Annotated in this window: 20 protein-coding genes; 10 read left to right on the top strand and 10 right to left on the bottom strand. The window is 52.8% G+C overall.

Annotated features, from left to right (window positions below; all coding sequences use genetic code 11):
* Window positions 1-151 precede the first annotated feature (151 nt).
* The 7 genes from Dvar_RS02955 to Dvar_RS02925 all read right to left on the bottom strand — a co-directional run bounded on the left by Dvar_RS02955 (window position 152) and on the right by Dvar_RS02925 (window position 7,018).
* Window positions 152-619 carry a YcgN family cysteine cluster protein gene (locus Dvar_RS02955; protein ID WP_419660241.1) on the bottom strand — a complete coding sequence of 156 codons (468 nt, stop codon included), beginning with the start codon at window positions 617-619 and terminating at the stop codon, window positions 152-154.
* Window positions 620-653: 34 nt separating this feature from the next.
* Window positions 654-1,394: a lytic transglycosylase domain-containing protein gene (locus tag Dvar_RS02950; protein ID WP_419660240.1), complete on the bottom strand. Its 741-nt coding sequence runs from the start codon at window positions 1,392-1,394 to the stop codon at window positions 654-656.
* A gap of 353 nt (window positions 1,395-1,747) precedes the next feature.
* Window positions 1,748-2,455, bottom strand: coding sequence for an ABC transporter ATP-binding protein (locus tag Dvar_RS02945; RefSeq protein WP_419660239.1), 708 nt, complete (start codon window positions 2,453-2,455; stop codon window positions 1,748-1,750).
* Complete coding sequence (locus Dvar_RS02940) at window positions 2,448-3,203, bottom strand: ABC transporter ATP-binding protein (protein WP_419664060.1); 756 nt, start codon at window positions 3,201-3,203, stop codon at window positions 2,448-2,450. Before Dvar_RS02940 ends, Dvar_RS02945 begins: the two co-directional genes overlap by 8 nt.
* A 40-nt stretch (window positions 3,204-3,243) precedes the next feature.
* Entirely contained in the window at window positions 3,244-4,500 is a 1,257-nt protein-coding gene (locus Dvar_RS02935; protein WP_419660238.1) for an ABC transporter permease subunit, read from the bottom strand.
* Window positions 4,501-4,812: 312 nt separating this feature from the next.
* Window positions 4,813-5,721 carry a branched-chain amino acid ABC transporter permease gene (locus Dvar_RS02930; RefSeq protein WP_419660237.1) on the bottom strand — a complete coding sequence of 303 codons (909 nt, stop codon included), beginning with the start codon at window positions 5,719-5,721 and terminating at the stop codon, window positions 4,813-4,815.
* A 130-nt stretch (window positions 5,722-5,851) separates the two neighbouring features.
* The gene (locus Dvar_RS02925) at window positions 5,852-7,018 is read right to left on the bottom strand and encodes a branched-chain amino acid ABC transporter substrate-binding protein (RefSeq protein WP_419660236.1); all 1,167 of its coding nucleotides are present in this window, start codon (window positions 7,016-7,018) and stop codon (window positions 5,852-5,854) included.
* 333 nt (window positions 7,019-7,351) lie between these two features.
* Here Dvar_RS02925 and Dvar_RS02920 point away from each other — a divergent pair, with 333 nt between their 5' ends.
* Both Dvar_RS02920 and Dvar_RS02915 read left to right on the top strand, forming a co-directional pair.
* On the top strand, window positions 7,352-8,209 hold the full coding sequence (locus tag Dvar_RS02920) for an NAD(+)/NADH kinase (RefSeq protein WP_419660235.1): 858 nt from the start codon (window positions 7,352-7,354) through the stop codon (window positions 8,207-8,209).
* 277 nt (window positions 8,210-8,486) lie between these two features.
* Entirely contained in the window at window positions 8,487-9,746 is a 1,260-nt protein-coding gene (locus Dvar_RS02915; protein ID WP_419660234.1) for an OmpP1/FadL family transporter, read from the top strand.
* A 66-nt stretch (window positions 9,747-9,812) separates the two neighbouring features.
* On the opposite strand, the gene Dvar_RS02910 is transcribed toward Dvar_RS02915, so the two are convergent.
* A complete protein-coding gene (locus Dvar_RS02910; RefSeq protein ID WP_419660233.1) occupies window positions 9,813-11,111 on the bottom strand; it encodes an MFS transporter in 1,299 nt (432 codons plus the stop codon).
* A 261-nt stretch (window positions 11,112-11,372) separates the two neighbouring features.
* On the opposite strand from Dvar_RS02910, the gene Dvar_RS02905 reads away from it, so the two are divergent.
* The 3 genes from Dvar_RS02905 (at window position 11,373) to Dvar_RS02895 (ending at window position 14,211) form a co-directional block, all read left to right on the top strand.
* Window positions 11,373-12,218: an NnrU family protein gene (locus Dvar_RS02905; protein ID WP_419660232.1), complete on the top strand. Its 846-nt coding sequence runs from the start codon at window positions 11,373-11,375 to the stop codon at window positions 12,216-12,218.
* 124 nt (window positions 12,219-12,342) lie between these two features.
* Window positions 12,343-13,188: a M23 family metallopeptidase gene (locus tag Dvar_RS02900; protein WP_419660231.1), complete on the top strand. Its 846-nt coding sequence runs from the start codon at window positions 12,343-12,345 to the stop codon at window positions 13,186-13,188.
* A gap of 201 nt (window positions 13,189-13,389) precedes the next feature.
* On the top strand, window positions 13,390-14,211 hold the full coding sequence (locus Dvar_RS02895) for a DUF3786 domain-containing protein (protein WP_419660230.1): 822 nt from the start codon (window positions 13,390-13,392) through the stop codon (window positions 14,209-14,211).
* Between the two features lie 184 nt (window positions 14,212-14,395).
* Here the strand turns inward: Dvar_RS02895 and Dvar_RS02890 are convergent, their stop codons facing one another.
* Window positions 14,396-14,866 carry a DUF2780 domain-containing protein gene (locus Dvar_RS02890; protein ID WP_419660229.1) on the bottom strand — a complete coding sequence of 157 codons (471 nt, stop codon included), beginning with the start codon at window positions 14,864-14,866 and terminating at the stop codon, window positions 14,396-14,398.
* A 200-nt stretch (window positions 14,867-15,066) separates the two neighbouring features.
* Between Dvar_RS02890 and hrpB the strand changes: the two genes are divergently transcribed.
* Both hrpB and Dvar_RS02880 read left to right on the top strand, forming a co-directional pair.
* Complete coding sequence (gene hrpB / locus Dvar_RS02885; RefSeq protein ID WP_419660228.1) at window positions 15,067-17,646, top strand: ATP-dependent helicase HrpB; 2,580 nt, start codon at window positions 15,067-15,069, stop codon at window positions 17,644-17,646.
* Between the two features lie 101 nt (window positions 17,647-17,747).
* The gene (locus Dvar_RS02880; RefSeq protein ID WP_419660227.1) at window positions 17,748-18,011 is read left to right on the top strand and encodes a hypothetical protein; all 264 of its coding nucleotides are present in this window, start codon (window positions 17,748-17,750) and stop codon (window positions 18,009-18,011) included.
* A 204-nt stretch (window positions 18,012-18,215) separates the two neighbouring features.
* On the opposite strand, the gene Dvar_RS02875 is transcribed toward Dvar_RS02880, so the two are convergent.
* Entirely contained in the window at window positions 18,216-18,404 is a 189-nt protein-coding gene (locus tag Dvar_RS02875; protein WP_419660226.1) for a hypothetical protein, read from the bottom strand.
* 482 nt (window positions 18,405-18,886) lie between these two features.
* Between Dvar_RS02875 and Dvar_RS02870 the strand changes: the two genes are divergently transcribed.
* From Dvar_RS02870 to Dvar_RS02860, 3 genes are all read left to right on the top strand, one after another.
* On the top strand, window positions 18,887-20,020 hold the full coding sequence (locus tag Dvar_RS02870) for an ATP-binding protein (RefSeq protein WP_419660225.1): 1,134 nt from the start codon (window positions 18,887-18,889) through the stop codon (window positions 20,018-20,020).
* Window positions 20,021-20,094: 74 nt separating this feature from the next.
* The gene (locus Dvar_RS02865; protein WP_419660224.1) at window positions 20,095-20,898 is read left to right on the top strand and encodes a methylenetetrahydrofolate reductase; all 804 of its coding nucleotides are present in this window, start codon (window positions 20,095-20,097) and stop codon (window positions 20,896-20,898) included.
* A 52-nt stretch (window positions 20,899-20,950) separates the two neighbouring features.
* A complete protein-coding gene (locus Dvar_RS02860; RefSeq protein ID WP_419660223.1) occupies window positions 20,951-21,487 on the top strand; it encodes a bacterioferritin in 537 nt (178 codons plus the stop codon).
* The last annotated feature ends 1 nt before the right edge of the window (window position 21,488 follow it).

Here is a 21,488-nt window from a genome sequence, read left to right as displayed (position 1 = left end):
CAAGCCCCAAGGTGAACGATACCAGGGTAATCGCACTTGGGATGACGGCTTTGGTCGGAAGCGATCGGTGACTTTTGAAAATGAAGAAAAAGTGCCAAAGACCAAAATCCAAATATCTATTAAAGGATCGCATCGGTTGAAAAATCGGATATCAAAGGCGGTAGCCGATGGCATAAAACGCCACGTCCTCCGGATGAACATACACCTCGGAGATGGCCTTGTCGCGCACCGATATCCCGGCCCGGTGGACGGAATCCGGGTCACCGGAAACCAGCGGATGCCATGCGGGCAGTTCTTTTCCTTCGGACAGTCGCCGGTAAGCGCAAGTTCTTGGCAGCCAGCGCAAACGGGGAATTTGTTCAGGGGTCAGCACCAGGCAATCCGGCACGAGCGTTGTGCGCTGATCATAGTTTGTGCAACGGCACGCCTGGGTATCCAGAAGATAACAGGAAACCCAGGTGTAGGTCACCTTGCCCGTTTTCGCATCCTGAAATTTTTGGAGACAGCAACGCCCGCAGCCATCGCACAATGATTCCCATTGTTCACGGCTCATCTGATCCAAGGACAGGGTTTTCCAGAATGGTTTGCGGACCGATGGATGACAAATTGGACCTTTCATGGGTTAAGTGCCTTACCACAGATTGGTGTGCCCATCAAACTCGGCCCAGAGCCAGTTGAGATGAGAGAGAAGCGGTTTCCATTTTAAATTGTCTGCGGAATTTCAAGACTTTTTTGACGTAACGGCGAGTCGCTTTGAAAGGCGGCACGCCCTCATAATTTCTAACGTGACGTGAACCGGCATTGTAGGCTGCCAGGGCAAATTGAACGTTGCCATCGAACCGGTCAAGCAGGGACTTGAAGTACCGCACACCGCCATCGATGTTCTGCACCGGATCATAGATGTCCTTGACCCCTAACGCTTTTGCCGTGGATGGCATTAACTGCATCAACCCACCGGCCCCTTTATTGGATGTCGCCCGGGGATTGAAACTCGATTCGGCAAAAATGATGGCCCGGATTAAAGCGGGATCAACATCATAGCGTTTTGCCGCATGGACAATAATGCCCTGAAACGGCCTTTTCTGTTTTCGGGTGAGACCATCGGGAATTACCGGGCCGGTTTCCACACAAGAGGCATCAGTCGTCGCCCATTGCGTCTTAGGCGCCATACACATCGCCTCGGGAACAAACACAATCGGCTCACTAGGCACATTGTGCACATCGAACAGCGTGTCCAAGGCCTGCTGGGCAGTGGGGGCACTGATGGTCAGGGGAAATCTTTCTAGTGGTTCGATATTTTTCAAAAAAACCGTACTAGCGGCAACGATTACCAAAAAAGCAATGGCTATTTTCAGCAGGCAAAACGGAGGATGATAGCAGCACTGGGTATTCATAATTTTTGTATCTTACTCACAGGTTTCCATTCAGGTTTTCTCAAGGCGCTCAAGTTTTTCTCAAAGACCTGACGCAACCAACTCAGAAGGGGAAAAGCAAACCAAGTGCCAGATTCAACTATTGCTTAAACAATACATTAAATTTCAGTCAGTTAAACAGAAACTAAAAGTAAGCAGGCGTCTATCCGTATGGTAGACACGCATTAATAACCATGACATTCATGCCATACTATGAAATTATTTTCCATTGAAAAGAGAAGACGATGAGTGTTTGAGAAGGGTTAAAGGAAGTGAATAAGGCTCAAAAAATGAGAGGCCGGGGACAATGAACATAATTTCTTGGTGGACGACAGCTATATCCCCAGGTATGCCTTTTTGACCGCTTCATTGGCTAGCAGATGGTCAGCCGAATCCGCCAGGGTAATTTCCCCATTTTCCATCACATATCCGCGGTGGGCAACCTTGAGCGCAAGGTTGGCATTCTGTTCCACCAAAAATATCGTTGTTTTATTTTCGCGGTTAATTTTTTTTATGATTTCAAATATCCGTTTAACCACCAAGGGCGCCAGCCCCAGAGACGGCTCATCAAGCAGCAGCAGCCGGGGCCTGGCCATCAGCGCCCGGGAAATGGCCAGCATCTGCTGCTCCCCACCGCTTAGGGTTCCACCGGCCTGGTTGCGCCTTTCGGCCAGGATGGGAAAAAGGTTGAACACATAGTCCAGATCCGATTTTATCCCCTCGGCATCGTTTCTTAAAAACGCGCCCATATCCAGGTTTTCCAGCACCGTCAGATAAGGAAAAATCCGACGTCCTTCCGGCACCTGACTGATCCCCATGGATACAATCTTGTTGGGATTGATGCGGGTAATGGGCTGCTCTAAAAACCGAATCTCACCGGTTCGGGGGGGGACGATCCCGGAAATGGACATCAAGGTGGTGGTCTTGCCCGCGCCGTTGGCCCCGATCAAGGTGATGATCTCGCCTTCCTTGACTTCCAGACTGACCCCTTTCAAGGCCTGAATATTGCCGTAATAGGTATGAACGTCTACGAGGCTAAGCATCGATTTCCTCCCCCAGATACGCCTTGATAACAGCAGGATTTTTACGAATTTCCATCGGTGTGCCCTGGGCGATTTTTTTGCCATAGTCAACCACAAAAATGTGGTCGGAAAGGTTCATGACCAGTTTCATATCGTGTTCAATCAGCAAAATGGAAATCTTTTCTTGACTGCGCAGCTGTTCAATCATCGCGTCCAGTTCTTTGGTTTCCTGGGCGTTCATGCCCGCCGCCGGTTCATCCAATAATAGCAACATAGGCTCGGTCGCCATGGCCCGGGCGATTTCAAGCCGCCTTTGGGCACCATAGGGAAGGTTTTTGGCAAATTCATTGACGTGTCGATCCAGAGCGAATTTTTCAAGAATTTGATAACTGTCGGCAATGACCTTTTTTTCCTCAGCTCTGGCCCGCGGCGGACGCAAAACAGCCCCCGGAATGCCGGTGCGCATGCGGCAGTGACGGCCGATCATGACATTTTCAAGCACCGTCATGTTTTGAAAAAGCCGGATGTTCTGGAAGGTTCGGGCCATCCCTTTGGCGGTCACCTGGTCCGGTTTGAGCCCGTTGAGGCGACTTTCCGACCCGTCTCTGGCGGTCAGCACCACATCGCCGCGGGTGGGCGTATAAATACCGGTAATACAGTTAAACAATGTTGTTTTGCCGGCGCCATTGGGACCGATCAAGGCGACGATTTCATTTTCGCTGATGGTCAGATCCACCTGGTCCAGGGCACACAAGCCGCCAAAATTCATCGTCAGTTGGGTCACCGTCAAGACCGGCTTCGTCGAAGGACTATTTTTCACTGTTCTTGTTTCCACCTTCAAAGAGATAAATTTTTCTGACATCACTGATGATGCCACCGGGGCGAAACACCATCATGATCACCAGAACCATACCGAAAACCAACATGCGGTATTCTGAAAAGGCGCGGAAATATTCGGGCAGCAGTTTCAAGGCAAAGGCGCCGCAAATCACCCCAACGATGGAACCCATGCCCCCCAGGACCACACAACACAAAATGATGACCGACTCCCAGATGGTAAAACTGGCCGGATTGATAAACGTCGTCTTCGCCGCAAACACCACGCCGCCCATACCGGCCCAGGTGGCCCCCAAGGCAAACGCACTCAATTTGGTACGGGTTTTGTTGATCCCCATGGCCTGACAGGCCACTTCGTCTTCCCTGAGTGCCATCCACGCCCGACCGATGCGGGAATCTTGCAACCGCCGAACGACGAAAATGGTGAATATGGCTAACCCGATCATCAAATAATAGATGTAGATGTGGTTCTGGTGCAAAGACAGGGTCATGCCAAAAAACCCGGGCCGCGGAATATTGGCGATGCCGCTGGGACCAAAGGAAAATTCATTCCAGTTTTCCAGAATCAAGCGGATGATTTCCCCGAATCCCAGGGTGACGATGGCCAGGTAATCCCCCCGCAAACGCAGTACGGGAAAGCCGAGCAGAACACCAAAAACGAAGCCCAGGGCCCCGCCGATGGGCAACGCCAACCAAAAACTGATGCCGAAATGATAGTTGAGCAGGGCGTAGGCATAGGCCCCCACCGCATAAAAGGCCACATATCCCAGATCCAGCAGACCGGCCAACCCAATCACAATATTGAGCCCCAAGGCAACCACCACATAGATGAGCGCCGTGGTCATGATATCAATTTGGTAAAGAGAAGAAATCAAGGGAAAAACCAGGAAAGCAATGGCGACAACAACAATTCCCGGCCTGACAAATCGGGGGTCTTTAATCAATCGCTGGGACAGGGTCAGCCGCTGGGTGTCACCCTCCTCGGCTTTTTTGATCCCCGCCTCCTTGCGCCTAATCAGAAACCGCCACAGAAAAGAGAGAAAAAACACGCCCACACCGACAAACACCATGCGATGCCAACGCCATTCAACGGTTTGGTAAATCGTGTTGACGCGAATGACTATGATGGGAAATGTCAGAAACATAAACCAAAGGCTGGTCAATAGTGACTTTTTAACTTCGTCCCAGTGAAACAGACTCGCGGCCATTGATTTAGTGGAAGTTGTCATAAGATCTTGTCAGTCTCCTTTTGACATCAAAACTACATCTTGCGTCCGTTGATGACAACATGTTCTGCACATCTTGACCATCATTAGATCCTGAACATCATACCTAAACGGGGCGATTGTCGAGCTTGCCGCATATACAAGGCAGATGTCTTTCCGCTATAGTCGCCTATGCGGGAAGGCATCTAACGCCGGAGATGCGGTGAGATCGGCAACCCCGCCAGGGGTTCAAATTTTGGGAGGCATTAATGACCGATCGTATTACCATGCTTACCGATATTCATGCATACCAAAATTTGAATCGGCCCGTTTAGGTCATACTTTGTCCGTTTCCTTGCGTCCCAACAACCCCGATGGACGAAAAATCAAAATCAGGACAAGAAACAGAAAAGCGAACACGTCTTCATAATCGCTGGAAATGTAGCCGGTGAAAAAACTTTCCGTCCAGCCAAGCACCAGGCTGCCCAGAACCGCACCGGGCATACTGCCGATACCGCCCAAAACGGCGGCGACAAATGCCTTGATACCGGCGATGAAACCAATGTAAAAATTGATCTGGCCGATATGGGAAGCGATCAATATCCCCCCCAGGGCGGCGGTAGCCGATCCGATGACAAAAGTGGTCGAGATCACCTTGTCAACATCCACACCGACCAGCATGGCCATTTCACGGTCCTGGGACGTGGCACGCATGGCCTTTCCCATCCGGGTGAATTTTATCAGCAATGTCAAAGAAACCATGACAATCGCCGTGGTGATGTAGATCACCAGCTCCGACGCCCGCACTATGTGTTCAACCGGTTTTAAAAATTCAAAATCGGGAATCAGGTTGGGAAAGGGAAGAAAGTCGGACGTCTGGGCCAACAAGACATAATTTTGCAGGAACAAGGACATACCGATGGCACTGATCAGTGCTGAAAGCCTGGGTGCTTTTCGAAGAGGCTTGTAGGCGATTTTCTCCATGGTCCAGCCGTAAGACGCCGCCCAGATCACCGCGGCAAAAGAGGCGATGACCAAAATGGCCACGGTGTTCCAACCGGCCAGGGTCAACAGCCCCACAACGATCAATCCGGTAAACGCACCGATCATATAAATCTCGCCATGGGCAAAATTGATCAGTTCGATAATACCGTAGACCATGGTATAGCCAAGGGCGATCATCGCATAAATACTCCCGCGGGTCAGCCCCCCCAAAAACATTTCAATAAAATAATCTACGTTCATCTTCCCGGTCATCTCCTTGCACTGGCTGCCCGGTATGTTTTCGTCATTGCCCCGGCCATCCGACCAAAGAAACAATTAGGGAACGGGCTACTGGCTCCCCGTTCCCTAATCTGGCTCTCGTGTAAAAGAACTATTTTATTTCGATATAAACGCCGCTTTGAACCTGATACATGGCAAACCCCACACCAATGGCATCGCCTTTTTCATCAAATTTGATAATTCCCAGGGGGGTGGCCACCCATTCGCTGCGCAGCACGTTGACAATGTCATTGTAATCCGTGGAACAGGATTTTTCCACGGCATTGATCAACGCCAGGGACGCCGCATAGGCGTTCAGGAAAAACGCCCCTGGATCATCACCGTATTTGGCTTTGTGCGCCTCGACCGCCTCAATGGCGATGGGGTTCTTGGACGTGTCCATGGGACCGGTGGCGTACACGCCTTCAGCATATTCACCGGCAACTTTGATGAAGGTATCATCCTTTACCCCGTCATCGGAAATAAAAAGGGTATCCATGGACTTTTTACGCATCTGGGAGACAATCTTGGATGCTTCAGGATGGTAGCCGCCGAAAATAACCGCTTCAGCCCCGGTCTGCTTGATCTTGTTGACCACCGCCGAATAGTCCACGGCACCGGGGGTGACGCCTTCATAGAGGACCACTTCGCCGCGGCTGTCTGCTTCAACAAATGTTTTTGCGAACTCGGCCAATCCCTTTCCGTAATCTCCCTTGTCATGGAGCACGGCAATTTTGCTGACCTTGAGCGTACCCAGCGCAAATTCAACTTCCAGTTTGGCCTGCGCGTCATCCGATGCAATGGTACGGAAAAAATTTGGATAATCACCACTTTGGGTCAAGTCGGGATTCGTGGCCGAGGGTGACATGGCCACAAGATTGGAGTCTTTATAGATGCCCAATGCCGCTTTGGTCGCGCCTGAACAAATGTGCCCCAACACCGCATGAACGCCTTCTCCGGTCACTTTTGTGGCGGAACTGGTTGCAATTTCAGGTTTGCAGACGTCGTCCTCGATGACCAGCTCAATTTTTCGCTCATTGATTCCACAAAGGGCATTCCGGCGCTCCACCACCAATTCAGCCGCTCGGGTCGTGGGAATTCCGTAGGATGCCAAGTCACCGCTGTGCGGGCCGACCACTGCGATTTTTACCGGTGGCAATTCGACTTTTTCTTCAACCTTGACCTGTTCTTCCTTTTGCCCACAGGCTACAACCATAAAAGCCGATAACATGACAACGATGAACAATCTCAACAAACGCCTTTGGTTTTGATGCATCATATCTCCTCCTGGTTTCTCCATCTGTTTAAATCCCCAACTGTTTAAATCCCCAACTGTTATAAATGACGGACAACTAACTCTTTTCTAAAAAGGGTCTTTGCCGTTGTCAAACATAATCACATCAACAGCAGTCACAAATCAACTTGTTTTGACAGCAAGAAAACCCTCTTTTGCTCGTCATGCGAATCTTTAGAGGGGTTATGTGTTGCTTTAAACAGTCATCGATCTTGCCCTTGGCACCAAACCCATGTATGAGAGTGGGAATGGAATTCCCTTGAAATCCTTTTCATTTTTATTACTACCGAAAAAAAAGGCAGGAAAAAAAGACCCGCGATGAAAAAACATATTGGTCTGGTGGTCAAGGATGAAGCCCATGCCATCCGGCAGGCGGATCGATTCGAGGGCTGGCTGGTTGAAAAAGGACTCACGGTCACGCGCCGCCAAAGCACAGACCCTGCAAAAAAGAAATCTCAAGCGACAACGGTCCATTTACCCACGGAACTGTTCTGTGTCTTTGTTCTGGGGGGTGATGGAACGTTTCTCAGTGCCGTTCGATGGATCGGCGACTGCCAGGTTCCGATTATCGGCGTCAAATTCGGCGAAGTCGGGTTTCTGGCCGAAACCACGGAGGATCGCCTGCTTGAGGTTGCCGAAACCATTTTAAACAACCAGTTCACCACCCGCCCACAGATGCGGCTGCAAGTTCAAGCCTACCGCAACGGTGAAGAAATCACTCGCGGGTCGGCCTTCAATGATGTGGTGATCAATAAGGGCGCCCTGGCCCGCCTGGCACGCATTCGCACCCACATTGACGGTCAGTTTCTGACCGATTACCGGGCCGACGGCCTCATCATCGCCACGCCCACCGGATCCACCGCCTATTCATTGGCTGCCGGGGGGCCGATCATCCATCCCTCGGTGCCCGGCATTCTCATCACTCCCATCTGCCCCTTCACGCTGACCAATCGACCGCTGATGGTTCCTGACGCGGTAACCATCAAAATCCAGCTGGCCGAAAGCACATCGGACATGATGCTCACCTGTGACGGCCAGGTGGGGCTCAAGATCGACCAGGGAGACACGATTGTCATCAGCAAAAGCGCCACGCCGGTACAAATGATCACCCTTCCCGACCAGAATTACTTTGATGTCCTCAAAGCCAAGCTCAGATGGAGCGGCAGTCGCGTCTGAACCGTTGGCGACCTCACAAAACAAATGAAATTCAGAAATAGAATGCTCTTTTCATTTTTTGCGGTCCATGTTAACAAGGTTCACAAGGCTGAAATATTACGATAAAGATTGTTGGCGTTGTTGAAGACGGCCCTTTGAACACTCATGCTGGAGCCTGAATGTGCAGCCTGGACAACTGCATCCGCGTACGATGAAAAGGAGGTGACCAAAAGCATTTTCGTGGGTTGAATCCGTTATTTAAAAGGCACCATGAATAACCAAAGGAGGAGGATTCATAATGAAAGGTCGTTTTGTCAAAGCAGCAGGGACGATTTTAGCCGTTTTATTGTCGTTAGTCGTGGTTGATGCTGTTATGGCCGGGGGGATCATCAACAAGAATAATCAGAGTGCCGACTACATGCGGACACTCAACCGTGCCGCGGCAACGGACTACGCCGATATCGCCGTTTACAATCCCGCCGGGTCCATGCAGATGGAGGACGGGTTTTACGGCAAAGTGGATGTCATGTACTACGACAAGGATTACACCAACACTGTGCCGGGCTATGGCGAACTGAGCCAGGACGAGCCGTCCATCACACCGGGCGTTTTTTCGATCTATAAAAAGAAAAAATGGGGTGGTTTTCTGGCCTTCACGGTTCCAGCCGGTGGTGGAAAACTTGATTACGAAGATGGTAATGCGAGAACTGTTGACATAGCTACAGGAGTTGCTGAAGGAGTTGCTCCAGGGGCAAATAGTAATGTAGATGATATGAAAATTGAAGTGAAAAAAAGCTCTGTTTACGGCTTTACACTTGGCGGCTCCTATTCCATCAATGACGCTTGGTCGGTTGCCTTGGGAGCTCGGTACGCCACCGGTAAACGTGAATTCGAAGGCGGGGCAACCATCACGATACCGGCAGTAAATGTCCAATTAAACCCGCAAATTCACCTGGAGGAAGACGCCGACGGCTGGGCCGGAATTGTAGGTGTCAATTTTGCCCCCAACGACAAGTTGAATGCCGCCTTGACTTACATTTCCAACACCAAAATGGATTACGAAATGGACGTCAAAGTGGATAACTACGGCGTCGCTGCGAGTAAGGGCTGGACAGACGGATCTACACGCCGCATTGACCTTCCCGCCCAACTGGGCACCGGGGTTTCCTATCGTTTCCTGCCCCCCCTCAAAGTCGATCTGACCTACACCTATTATTTTGAAAAAGACGCCGACATCGATACTTACGCGGATGAAGGCAACAGCTGGGATCTGGGGATTTCCGGGGAATATACATTCAATCCCCGCTGGAAGGCCAGCCTCGGGTACATGCTGACACGTGTCGACCTGGACGATGACGAGCAGATCAGCGAACCCGAAGAGCCGAAGCTTGGTGCCCATGCCGTTGCCGCGGGTGCGGTGTGGAGCCCGACCCAGAGATGGGCCATTACCCTTGGCGGCGCGTACATCATGTACGATGGGGTCGAGGACAGCCAGGGCAGAGAATACGACAAAACCATATGGAACGTGTCACTGGGGCTGCAGTATAAGTTTCTATAAAATTTCAATTGAAAGTCAAACAGACCGGCTTCCGGCGCTTTGCACTGGGAGCCGGTCTTTCTTAGATCACTGCCGCCCCCTGAACGTCTCCTTGATCATCAGCGTGCACCCCAAAGCAATGATCGACGAGATCAACAGCACCAGCAGCATGGTGGTATATCCTTCAAGGGCATAGGCATCGGACGCCGTGCGCGGGTATAGATCCAGAATCTTGCCGAGCATGGGCATGTAAATGGCGCCCCCCAGAAAAGGGAAAAGATTGACGGTTCCCACCGAGGTACCGGCAATCTCCACGGGAAAAAGTTCCTTGGTGGCGGTAAAGCCGATGGCAACGATGGCCGAGGCGCAGATGGAGAAAACGAAAAACACGCCATACAGAACAAGCTTGGGCAGGCTGTTGGGATACAGGTAAAGCAGCCCCATTTCCAGTACCAGGACCGTGGCACATCCGATGAACGGCTTTTTGCGGCTTTGCAGCAGACGATCCGAAACAAGGCCCAAAAACGGGCTGCCGATGATCATCCCCCAGGCGATCATACTCAATACGGCGCCCGTCTCCTCCCGTGAAAGCCCGTGCACATGCATCAGATAAGGCCCGCCCCACAACCCGCCGAACCCGAAAAAAATGCCACAATCAAAAAAATACCAGATCGCCAGGGGCCAGAAATACCGACTCCCCAGCACCTGGCGGACCCCCGCCAGCAAAGGGATGGTTTTGACCGGCGCGGCAACCCTGCCGGGCTTACTGGATAGTTCGGCAATGGGCGGCCAGCCTTTGTCCTGGGGACGGTCGCGCACGATCAACCAGACCAGCCCGACCAGCAAAAAGGTGCATCCACCGATCAGCTCAAAAGAAAGCCGCCAGCCGAACATCTCGGTCATGAGGGCAAGCAGCCAGGTAGCGGCCATGGCGCCGGCCCCACCGATGGCGTTCAATATACCGGCCATGGAAGCAAATTCAAAAGGCGCGTACCATTGGGAAAGAATCTTCATGGTCGGGATGAAAACCATGGAAACACCAAACCCCACCAGGATGCGCCCCACAACAGCGGTTGCAATATTCGATGCCAGACCAAACAGGATGCTGCCGGCCGCTGCCAGAATCAGAAAACAGGTGACTGTTCGCCGCGGCCCCACCGAATCCGAAAGCAGCCCGGCAGGCAACTGCATGAATGCATAACAATAAAAATAAATGGAACCCAACACGCCTAATGTGCCGGCCGTGGTGTTAAAATCCTTGATCAGGCTGTCCGCCACCACCGAAAGGGACAGCCGGTGAAAATAGACGAAAAAATAGGCCGAGGCCAGAATGAAAAAAATCAACCAACGAAATCGGAACAACGGGTGTGTGGCGGTCTCGCCCATTTAACGCTCCTTTTTGTTTCAGCTACCAGATTGGATCAGTCAGGGTTCTCCATCAGGCATGGCATCATGCCACAGGTAAAATATAGCATTCAAGATAATGTTTTTGAGCTGCGTTATCGGTCGTCGCAGTATGAAAATACGGCTTCCTTCCTCTGGCCTTGCCAAAAACATTATCTTAAACACGATACCTTGAAAAGCATCTTCTCTTTTTGATTGCAGCCGGCCGGGTTGCGAATTATATTTTTGCCAAAGGAATGTCATATGACCCGGAATGACGATACCCCATGCAAACTCTCGGCCATCGACAAGGCTCAAAAAGCGGTGGGCACCGACCGCCAGTGGATCACCGGCAAAGCCGCATCCCTGCTGTTGGTTGCCGGTGCCTATACACTGGGTGGCGGCGGCATGGCAGCCTGGCTGGTTTTTATCTTCTGGGGACCATGGATTCGGCTGACGCCCCATATTGGCACGGCCCCTGGCCTGCTGACGGATGCGCTTTTATGCCTGCTTTTTTTCATTCAGCACAGCATCATGGTCAGGCGCCGGTTTCGTCTCTGGCTGACCCGCAGCGTCCGTGCCGAATTCCATGGCGCCCTGTACGCCAGCGCCTCTGGGACCTGCCTATTGGTGCTTGTATTTTTCTGGCAGCCCATCGCCTCCCCCCTATGGTCACCGCCGGATTGGGTCCGATGGGCCATGGCAGGCATTTTTTTGCTGGCTGCCGGCGGCGCATGGTGGGGCACCCGGGCCCTGGATGAATTTGACGCTCTGGGAATCAAGCCGGCCCTTGGTGTTTTTAACCGTAACGCAACAATTGCACCGATGGTACTGACCATACGCGGCCCCTACCGATGGGTACGCCACCCGCTTTATTTTTTAAGCCTGATTATCATCTGGTCGGGGCCGGTGTACACCGTGGATCGTCTGCTGCACAACCTTATGTGGAGCATTTGGATCATCATCGGCGCCCATTATGAAGAACGCGACCTGGTGGCCTGTTTTGGCGATGCGTACCAGTCCTATCGCAAATCGGTGCCGATGCTGCTGCCGAAAAGTTTCCAGCCGCAGGTGCCTGACGGGTATCGCCCCCCGAAAAGCAACCGTTGAGCCGGATCCCTTCCCAATTGCGCCCAAAGCATGTATGATCAACACTCAAGTCCATCAGCCAAAATAACAAAATAAACCTGTGAAGAACATAAGAATGACTATCCAGGAAGGATACCGGCAACTTATGCAACGCATGATTATCGCTACGCTGGTTACCATCTCCATACTTTTTCTACCCCTATTGGCACAGGCCCTGACGCTTTCGGGCCAAGTCAAACAGGGCGGCATGGCCGTCGGCAAGGTACCGCAAGGGTCAACGGTCCATTTTGATGATAAACCGATCCGGGTCTCACCGGAAGGCGTGTTCGTCATTGGATTTTCTCGGGATGCAAAAGCAAAAGCGATGCTGACGGTGCACCATCCGTCGGGTGAGATTGAGACGCATCCGCTGTCCATTGAACAGCGTGAGTACCGGATTCAGCGGATCGACGGGCTGCCAGAGAGGAAAGTAACACCGTCGAAAAAAGATCTGGATCGCATCTGGGAAGATATCAAACTGGCGAAAAAGGTACGCCAAACGGATGATCCCCGAACCGACTTTACCCAATCCTTTATCTGGCCGGTCACCGGTCGTATCAGCGGTGTCTACGGCAGCCAACGCATTTTAAACGGAAAGCCCAAACGCCCCCATTTTGGCATCGATATCGCCGCCCCCACCGGCACCCCGGTCAAGGCGCCCATAGACGGCGTGGTGACCATGGTCCACAATGATATGTTCTACTCCGGCGGCACCCTGATCGTGGATCACGGTCACGGCATTTCCACGGTTTACATGCACCTGCATAAAATTCTGGTCAAGGAGGGCCAACGTGTCCGGCAGAAAGATGTAATCGCCCAGGTGGGCGCCACCGGCAGAGCCACCGGGCCACACCTGCACTGGGGCATGAACTGGTTCGAAACCCGCCTGGATCCGTCCCTGCTGGTCCCCCCAATGCCCAAGCCGCCAGCATCAGCGAAAAAATCAAAATAACAAAATACCTCAATACCCCCGTAACGATCCGCCAGGCGCCCCTATCCGGCGGCCTGGCGGCCTATTTCCGCCTGGAGGGCTTGGCGACCAGGCCAATCTGGATCGTAGCACCCAGAACCTCTACACCAGGGGTGACAGAGCCCATACTGGCACTTATAGTATTTCAAAAAAACCCGTGTTTCAAATGTTGAGAGGTTGATTATGCCTGCACCCAAAAATGTCATGGAAGTTTTCAAACTGCTGGACAAGTCCAATTGCCGTGAGTGTGGAGAAAAAACCTGTTTGGCTTTTGCCGGCGCCGTGTTCCGGGGACAAAAAAAAATCGACGACTGCCCCCGGCTTGACCCGGCGGTCATTGCGCAGTTCAGTGGCCATACGCCCGAGGCCAATCCCATCGAAGAGAACCGTGAAGCGTTTTTGGAAATGATGAAGCAACAGATTGCCGGCATCGATCTTCAGGCCCGGGCAGAAAAAATCGGGGGGCAGTTTAAAAACGATCGGCTGACATTGAAAATACTAGGCAAGGATTTCAGTGTTGACAAACAGGGTACCCTGTATACAGATATCCACGTCAACCCATGGGTCGCGGCGCCCTTTTTTGATTATGTGATCAACGGCCAGGGCATCGATCCCAGCGGGCAATGGGTCTCCTTCCGGGAACTGAAAAACGGCAAGGATCGTTATCCGCTGTTTCAAAAACGCTGCGAAGAGGCCATGAAGCAAATCGCCGACGTGTACACCGATCTGTTCGACGACGTGGTGCACCTTTTCTCCGCCAAGCAGGTTGACCGGCAGTTCCAATCCGATGTCTCGGTCGTGCTGCACCCCTTGCCCAAAGTGCCGGTCATGATCTGCTACTGGCGCCCGGAAGAGGGACTGGGGTCAAGCCTGAACATCTATTTCGATGATACCGCCGACCGGAATCTTGATATCGGCTCCGTCTTCTCCCTGGGTGCCGGACTGACCCAGATGTTTCACAAGCTTGCCCTGCGGCATGGAATTGCCGAAGCATCAATGCAATAGCACTTTCATTTTTCTCTGGAAACTTCCGGTGGTTGGGCCATCAGCCGGCCAGGGCTTTAAAAATTGCGACCTGTGCAGTTAGTTAGCTTTTAGCTAATAGCTAATTGCATAGATTGAAGAATTGTGAGAGCCTGCTCGAACGCATCAGCCGGGTCCAGGCAGGCCCGCTATGATCAATCAATCATTATTGAAGGGCGGATTTTAGCAGGTTGGAAATTGTGCTGCCCCCCTTGGACTTGGCATAATCCAGTACGATGGGGATAAACTTTCCGACCATATCACTGCTAAGCCCCAATTTGGAGAAGGTATCGCTCAGCCCGGCCAAAGACGATACTGCTCCACTGGCTTTTCCCACCATGGAGGTCAACCCGCCCAGGCTGCCTGATCCCGAGTCACTTGAGGAAGCACTGCTCATCAGCGATGTCACCTCAGGCAGTGCATCGGTAACCTTGGTGAAATCATCAGCACTCATCTTCTTGGACGCGGCACTGAATATCGCCCCAGCCCCCCCTTCGGCCTGTTCATTGGTGACCCCCAGCTTGTCGGTCAACAGCCCAACCAGACCCAGGTCAGCCGCACAAACGGGAGCAACTCCACCGATAAGCACACATCCCACGATTGCCAACAAACCGATCAGTATTACACCTTTTCTCATATCCCCTCCTCTTTTCGCATTGAATGAACGGTTAGAAAATAGAAATGCTATTTATTGAACAAGAAAAAAATCCAAGCGATTACTGATATCATATCTGTCTGAAACGTTTCAACACTGGCAGGGCCAACAGTAACACAAAATTACTATTAAGCAAGCGCCCCCATGAATTTTGACAAGGTCTGTGATATGCGTTGATCACTATGCAACGTCCACATTTTTCTGAAATCATCGATCAATTACCGGTTGCGTCGGTATTCGGGCAGCTGAAAGACCTGTTGGCCCGGCATCTGTCGGTCGTGCTGGTCGCACCGCCCGGCGCCGGCAAGACAACCGCCGTGCCATTGGTTTTACTGGACCAACCCTGGATGTCCGGCAAACGGATACTGATGCTGGCGCCACGGCGCCTGGCGGCACGGTCCGCGGCCCACCGGCTGGCGGCCCTGATCGGTGAAAAGGTCGGTCAAACCACCGGCTATCGGGTACGCCTGGAAAGCCGTGTGGGACCGCAGACCCGCATTGAAGTCATTACCGAAGGCATCCTCACCCGTATGCTGCAGCATGATCCGTCACTGGATGGTGTGGGGCTGGTGATCTTCGATGAATTTCACGAACGCAACCTGGATGCCGACCTTGGATTGGCCCTGTGCCGGGATGTTCAGGGCGTACTCAACGAAAACCTGCGCCTGCTGGTCATGTCGGCCACGCTTGATCCGGCACCGGTGGCGGATTTATTGGGTGGGACCCCCCTGGTCGAGTGCAAGGGCCGCATGTTTCCCGTGGCCACCCATTATGTGGAAGTATCGGCATCCTGTCCAGCGCAGCGAGCCGTGGCGGACGCCGTTCTCCATTCGGTGGCCAACCAGGAAGGCAGCCTGCTTGCATTTTTACCCGGCGCACCGGAAATCAGACGCACGGTGAAAATACTTGAAGCGGCCAATCTTCCTGATCTATGGATTCTGGCCCCCTTGTACGGCACCCTGCCCCGCAATCGACAGGATACCGCCCTGGCCCGCCCGCCAAAAGGTCGCTACAAAATTGTCCTGGCCACGGCCATTGCCGAAACCAGCCTGACCATCGATGGGATCCGGGTGGTGATCGACGCGGGACTGCAACGATCACCGCGTTTCGATCCGGTGAGCGGCATGAGCCAATTGGTCACCCGGCCGGTTTCCCGGGCATCGGCCGATCAACGCCGGGGACGGGCCGGCCGCCTGGGACCGGGCATCTGTTACCGCCTCTGGTCAGAGGCCGTCCATCGGACCCTGCCCGCCCATAACCGACCGGAAATCCTGGATGCGGACCTGTCCGGACTGGCGCTGGAACTGGCGGCCTGGGGAGTGGACAATCCGGCTGCACTGGGCTGGTTAGACCCGCCCCCCACCCCGGCCTTCGCTCAAGCCCGACAGTTGCTCACGGATCTGGGCGCCCTTGATAGACAAGGGAAAATCACCCGCCATGGTCGGCGCATGGCGACCCTGCCCCAGCATCCGCGCACGGCCCACATGGTCTTGACCGCCCAACAAAAAGGCATGGGTGCCCTGGCCTGCGACATCGCCGCCCTGATGGGTGAACGTGACCCGCTTCATTTTGTCAGCCACCAGCGGGACGCCGACCTGAGGCTTCGACTGGAGGCGCTGGCGGCGTATCGGGCCAAACAGCCATTTACCCATGCCGACACCCAGGTGGATCACAATGCCTTGCGGACCTTACAAATCATCGCCAAACAACTGCAACACCGGCTGGGCATCCGATCCGCGTCCCCTTCCCCTGCAAAACGGTCCAATGCAGGCCTGGTTCTGGCCTGGGCCTATCCGGACCGGATCGCCCAAAAGCGGCCCGGCAGTCAAGCGCGCTATCTGCTGACAAATGGACGGGGTGCCTTTTTTGGTTCACCCGAGCCCTTGAGCACAAGCCCATACCTGGTGACGGCCCATTTGGATGGCCAACGGCGGGAGGCCCGCATTTTTTTGGCCGCCGCCATTGACCGGCATGAATTGATGGATCAGTTCAGCGATCGAATCCACTGGCAGGAAACCATCGCCTGGGATTCAAAGCGGCAGGCCGTAACCGCCATACGCCTGCAACGGCTGGGCGCCTTGACCCTGGATACCGAGCCCCTGCCGGATCCGAATCCGGAAACCGTGTTAACAGCATTTATCGCCGGGATTCGTAAAGACGGAATCATGATTCTGCCCTGGCGTCGTTCGTTGCGGACCTGGCAGATGCGGGTGCAATTGCTGGCCCGCATGGATGCGCCGGGCGGGCCCTGGCCGGATGTCTCGGACCGCATGCTGACCGAGACCCTTGAGAAATGGCTGGCCCCTTTTGTTTATGGCATCAGCCGACTCAGCGATTTGTCTCCCCGGAATTTTGCCTTTGCCCTTAACAGTCTGCTCGACCGGCAGCAACAACAGGCATTGGAGGCCCAGGCGCCCACGCACATCACGGTTCCCAGCGGCTCTCGCCTGCCCATCGATTATTCGGGCCCCGTTCCGGTGCTGGCCGTAAGAATCCAGGAAATGTTCGGTGTATCGACCACTCCGACCATCGCCGGCGGTCGCCAGCCCCTGATGCTGCACCTGCTTTCCCCGGCCGGACGACCGGCTCAGATTACCCAAGACCTGGGCAGCTTCTGGGAAAACAGCTATCCGGAAGTAAAAAAAGAACTCAAGGGCCGTTATCCCAAACACGTATGGCCGGATGATCCCATGCAGGCCGCCCCCACGAATCGCACCAAGCACAAAAAAAAGACCACGGACGGCGTCAGCCGCAAAAACTGAACCATGGTCTCGGATCCAAAACTATGGTAGGTTATTAAAATTCACACGCAGACTGCTGGCAACAAACAGCGACCCAGTCAATCGACAAGGAGGCGATAACCATGAACTGGCTGGCAATCGGACTCATTGGCGCAATCGTTTTTACCCTCCATGCATTTCAGCAGATCAAGATCACGTTAAAGGAAAAAGGCTATCCCGTTGATCTGATGACCGGCTGGCTCGATGATTATCGCCGGTTTAAGAAACTGACCGCGGAAGAAACCGACGAGTCGACGCGCTACAAGTATCAGCGCATACTCAACGGCCTGCATCTGGCCCTGGCCGGTCTGGTGTTTATTCCCTTGTTGATGATCATGGGGAAATAAACTAGGCCAGAAAAAGGGGGCTTGATGCGCAGACGAAAAATCCTTTCGGTTTTATAGTCCGTTTCCATCAAGAAATGATAGATTGTGCCCGAGTTCAAGGCGGGCGGCAGATTTGAACCGGATGAATATGTTTAATATTTCGAGGATTCGAATCTGCCGCCTAACGCCGAAATCGGGTGCAAGATGCCGTTTCTTGATATTAAACTAATTCGTCCCGCCAAATATATCCAACACTTCCTTGACGATTTCTTCCGCGCAGTGACGGTCGCCTTCAAAATCCAGTTGGCCGGCATGGATGGTAAAATTGACACCGCAGTTATATTTTCCCGCCACACTGTTGAGAATTTTACGCCAGATTTCACTATTCCAGTTAATTGTATTGATTGCTATCATTTTTTCACCTCTGTGTAGTTGATCTGGAAATATCTATCATCAAACTTTGTGCCATCGACCTAAAATCCGATCAACCAACTGAAATATAATCATTTTTTTTAATTTTTCAATGATACGGAGCCATCCGATAATACATACAATATTGTAACATATACAACAATAGAATTCATTTTTGTATTTTATTTTTAAAATAAATAGAATGCCAATTTTCAATCAATACGACCCTTCAATTGATATTTGGATTTTGGTCTTTGGCATTTTTTCTTCATTTTCAAAGGGCCCCGATCGCTCCCGACCACAGCAGTCACCCCAAATGCGGTTACCCTGCCCTGGGGTGAATCCGTGCTTGACCTGAAATCATTGAAACGGTAGATTGAGATGAATTTTAGCGATTTGAACGCGTCCAGCCCCTGCTCACCCCGTTATCGGCGGGTCGCCCGAGGCTGAGCAACGCATAGCGGTAACGCCATCTGTCTTTGCTTATGGAAACATTTTATGCCCCGGCACAACGACTGGATCGCCAAGACCTGACCCCCGATATTAGAGTTGTATCCGTCAACCCGATCATCAAGGCGATGCTCAATACGGTCAGCGGCATGCTGGCCGTGCTCAACGAACACCGCCAGATCCTGGCCCTCAATGATGCGTTTCTGAAGCTTTTGGGCATTCACGACGCTGAAAACGCATTGGGTCTTCGGCCGGGAGAGGCCCTGCAATGTATCTATCGCGATGCCCACGAAGGGGGATGTGGGACATCGGCGTATTGCGCCACCTGTGGCGCCGCGATCGCCATGGTCACCTGTCTTGCCACCGACAGGCCCAGTGAGAAAGAGTGCGCCATGACGGTGGACCTTGATGGCAGCACCCGGGACCTTTTTCTAAAAGTCCGCGCCTGCCCCATTGCGGTTGATGATCGGCGGTTCATCTTATTGTTTGTTCAGGACATCACTCACCAGCAACAATGGGAAGCGTTGGGACGTGTTTTTTTTCATGATTTGAGCAATATCATTTACGGCCTGGTGGGAAACAGCGAAATTCTCCTCAACGAAGCCACGCATCCGAACCGCGATATCGTAGAGCGCATCCATCGGCTTTCCCTGCGTCTTTCAAGGGAAGTGCAAATGCAAAAACACCTCACCCAAATGGCAGATGCCGATTACCATCCCGATGCCCAACCCATCACCGTGGATCAGATATTCAACGAACTTAAAATTGCCTTTGAATCGCATCCCGCGGCGAAAAACCGGCAAATCGATTTTTCAGACAAACACCGCAAAATTGTTTTTAAATCGGATTTTTTCCTGGTTGTACGCGTCCTCACCAACATGGTCGTCAACGCCCTGGAAGCCACCACCAAAGGCAAGGCCATCAAGATATGGGCAGCGCCCGAAGACGCGGGGCTTTCCTTTTTTGTGTGGAACCATCAGATGATCGCCCCAGAGGTGATCGACCGTGTGTTTCAGCGCAATATCAGTACCAAAGCCTACTCCGGAAGAGGATTGGGCACTTATTCGATCAAGCTTTTCGGAGAGGCCTTCCTGAACGGCAAGGTTGGCTTTACTTCATCCGAAACTGAAGGCACGACATTTCGTTTGCAGCTGCCCCTGTCCCTTTAAACCGTAAACAAGCATACGGCGACAGACGGCCAATTCGGCAAACTGGATCGCCACATAAAAAAAAGAGGAATAAGATGTTTGACGATCGTTTTGTTGTCACCATTGAAGTCGTTCCCCCCAACGGGTCTGATCCATCAACGATACTGGACGCCCTGGCATCGGTGGCCAATCTTTCTGTTTATGGGTTCAGCGTGGCCACCAACCCGGTGGCCAAACCCCGCATGAGTGCCATGGCCATGTGCGCAATGATCCAGCAGCGGACCCAAAAACCGGCCATCTGCCATCTCACCACCCGGGACCACAACCGCTTGAGCCTCCAGGCAGAGCTATGGGGCGCCCAGGCGCTGGGAATCAAGACGGTAATGGTGGCCACAGGGGATTTCGTAGCGTTAAAGGACCGTGGGCAGACCACCACGGTCCGTGATCTGGATGTTTATGGACTGGTGCAATTGGCCCGTGAGACAGGCCTTCACACCGGTGTCGTTTTCGATGCCCATCCAGAAACCAATGGGTTGGCACAGGCGGTGGCGCATCTCAAACGCAAAGTGGATGCCGGAGCCCAGTTTGTCGTCACCCAGCCGGTCTACGACAGGGCCGGCGCGGACCAACTGGCTGGTGCCATTGGGGGACTGGGAATTCCTGTGATCATGGGCATCCTGCCCTTGCGCACCCCCCGGCACGCGGATTTTCTGCATACCAAGGTGGCCGGCATTGCCGTCCCGGAAGCCTTACGTCAACGCATGCATGCCGCCACTGATCCGGTGGCCGAAGGCGCGGCCAACGCAAGGGAAATGCTGGCCATTGCCCGCCAGGGGTTTGCCGGTGCCTGCGTCATGCCCCCCTTTGACCACTATGAAGTGCTGCACAGCATCCTTTAAGGGGCGCGGTCCCAATGCCCCTATAACCCAATTAATCGTCAGGAGGAGACAAATGGCAAACAAGTCAAAAGAAAAGCGAAGGGAAAAAGTCATTGAAGCGCTCAACAAAGCCCGGGCCATGGAATTGACCGCCATCTCTCAGTATATGAACCAGCACTATAACCTTGATGATATGGACTATGGCGAGCTGGCCGCCAAAGTCAAACTGATCGCCATTGATGAAATGCGGCACGCCGAAGCGTTTGCCGAACGGATCAAGGAGTTGGGCGGGGAACCGACCTCGGATCTCGATCAGAAAGTGGAAAAAGGTCAGGTGGTGGAAACCATTTTCCATTTTGATGCAGATCTTGAGGATGACACCATCGACATCTATAACCAGTTTCTGCTGGTATGTCGCGAAAACGGCGACAGTGTCAGCATGAAGCTTTTTGAACAAATCATCGATGAAGAACAACTGCACTACAACTACTTTGACAACATCAAAGACCATATCTTAAAATTGGGCGACGTGTATCTGGCGAAGATCGCCGGCACTTCTTCGGCGACAGGCATCGGCCCCAGCGGTTTTGCCGTCTCCGAAGGGGCTTGAC

Source organism: Desulfosarcina variabilis str. Montpellier, assembly GCF_048565275.1.
Classification (GTDB): Bacteria; Desulfobacterota; Desulfobacteria; order Desulfobacterales; family Desulfosarcinaceae; genus Desulfosarcina; species Desulfosarcina variabilis.
The sequence above is the reverse complement of the archived record's forward strand: the minus strand, read 5'-3'. Positions and strand labels throughout refer to the sequence as shown.